2 protein-coding genes are annotated in these 1678 nt (G+C 46.7%); both read right to left on the bottom strand.

The window, feature by feature from the left end; genetic code table 11:
- Nucleotides 1-72: 72 nt before the first annotated feature.
- Entirely contained in the window at nucleotides 73-1137 is a 1065-nt protein-coding gene (gene tnpC, locus FZC41_RS17060; RefSeq protein WP_243136757.1) for an IS66 family transposase, read from the bottom strand.
- Nucleotides 1138-1276: 139 nt separating this feature from the next.
- On the bottom strand, nucleotides 1277-1678 hold a 402-nt coding region (gene tnpB / locus FZC41_RS17055; RefSeq protein ID WP_148568652.1), incomplete at its 5' end, for an IS66 family insertion sequence element accessory protein TnpB.

Here is a 1678-nt window from a genome sequence, read left to right as displayed (position 1 = left end):
CCTGAGTTTTTGAATTTGCAGTTGAATGACTGATGCGTAATTATCTGAGAAAAAAAATAGAATCTCAAGAGCTTATGCGGCTTCTAGGAATTCTACTCGGATAATCATATTTCTCGGATAATGCGACCAACATAAGTTGCGCCGGATATTCTCCACTTTTTCATAGGCAGAATACGCATCGGTCGTTAAATATCCATGGAACCCTGAAAGCAGCCGCCTGGCGATCTCCCCTTTACGACTTGGGGAGTAGTAGAAGAAAACGGCTTGAATTGTCTCGCATGCCGCGCTCCGGATCACCCACATATAGGACTCGCTGCTGGCTTTTTTACCATCCTCCCGGTTACACTGAATCCGTGTTTCATCCATATGCAGAACTTCACAGGAAAGCAGTTCGGTATGAATGCGTTCGTAAATCGGGGTCAGCCATTCTTCGCTGCAACGGTTCGTCCAGTTGGCCATATTTGACCGAGAAAGAATGAGCCCCAGCCGATACCAGTCTTTTTCCTGACGGGCAAAAGGCATGCCCATGGCAAACTTCTGGTACATGATCTGGGCCACCAGTGACGACGTGGCAATGGAATGCGGGAGTACCGGCACCGGTACGGCGGCTTTCTGGAAATGATCCTTGGGATTCTCACTGTCTTCTTTCCCGCACTGGGTGCATTTTGCGATCTGCTGGACAATCTGTTTCACCTTCAATTTTGGCGGTTCGTAGGTCACTTCGGTCCGGACGATCCGCTTGCCGATGACCTTCAGTTCTCCGCCGCACTTGAAGCAAGACTCATCCGGTCCAATGATGTATTCTTCAATCTCTTTGGGCAGAGCGGCAAGCATTTCCTGTCGGACTCCAGGTTGGCGGGCTTTCCTGGTATGACTGGGGACGGTTATTTTCTGCTGTTCGTTGAACAGTTCTTTCGCAATCTCCTGTGTTGTTTCAAACAGGGATAGTTGTCCATCCAGCTTTTTCGATGTTTCGGTTGAGGGGCCAAACAGTTTTTTTCTGGCCTGCAGAAGCGCCTGTACCATGTTTTCAATTCGGATATTCTGTTTGGCAATGATTTCGTCTTTGGCGGCAAGTTCTTCTTTCTGTTTTTCCACCAGCGCCCGCAATATCAGCAGTTCTTCCTGTCCCGTCATCGGTATCCATTCCTTTGCTTTTTATTGGTACTATTATACCATTTTTAGCTTCAGAACGCTACATTTATTGGTAATAAAATGCCTTGAAAACGCTGCTTTAAAGCCATTTTCGAAATTTATTTGCGCTTTTTTGAAACCGTTAATAGCAGCTGTTCTCAAGTGTCATCGTTACCGGCTGAAGGGCTTTTTTCTGCTCGATTTCAAGGCCCTGGAGAAGCCACTGAACTTGCTGGCAGTTTATTTCTTTGACTTCCGAAGGGGTTTTCGGCCACTGAAATTTCATCCCGTTGAGCAGCTTCTTGCTGGCGAGAATAAAGCCGTTGCCGTCGTAACGTAAAACTTTAAGGGCATTTCTTTTCCGGTTGCAGAAGATAAAGGCACATTTGTCAGAGAATGGATCCAGCTTGAACTCCGTATTAACAACGACGGCCAGACCATCCATCTGTTTTCTGAAGTCAGTGGCTCCACATGCAATGTAAATATGAGTTGTGTCTTTGATAAAACGATCCATCATGACTGCGAAAGCTGCCGGATAAACTGC

Origin of the sequence: Acetobacterium paludosum, assembly GCF_008086595.1 — a bacterium.
Classification (GTDB): domain Bacteria; phylum Bacillota; class Clostridia; order Eubacteriales; family Eubacteriaceae; genus Acetobacterium; species Acetobacterium paludosum.
This window is presented reverse-complemented; position numbering and strand designations above follow the sequence as displayed.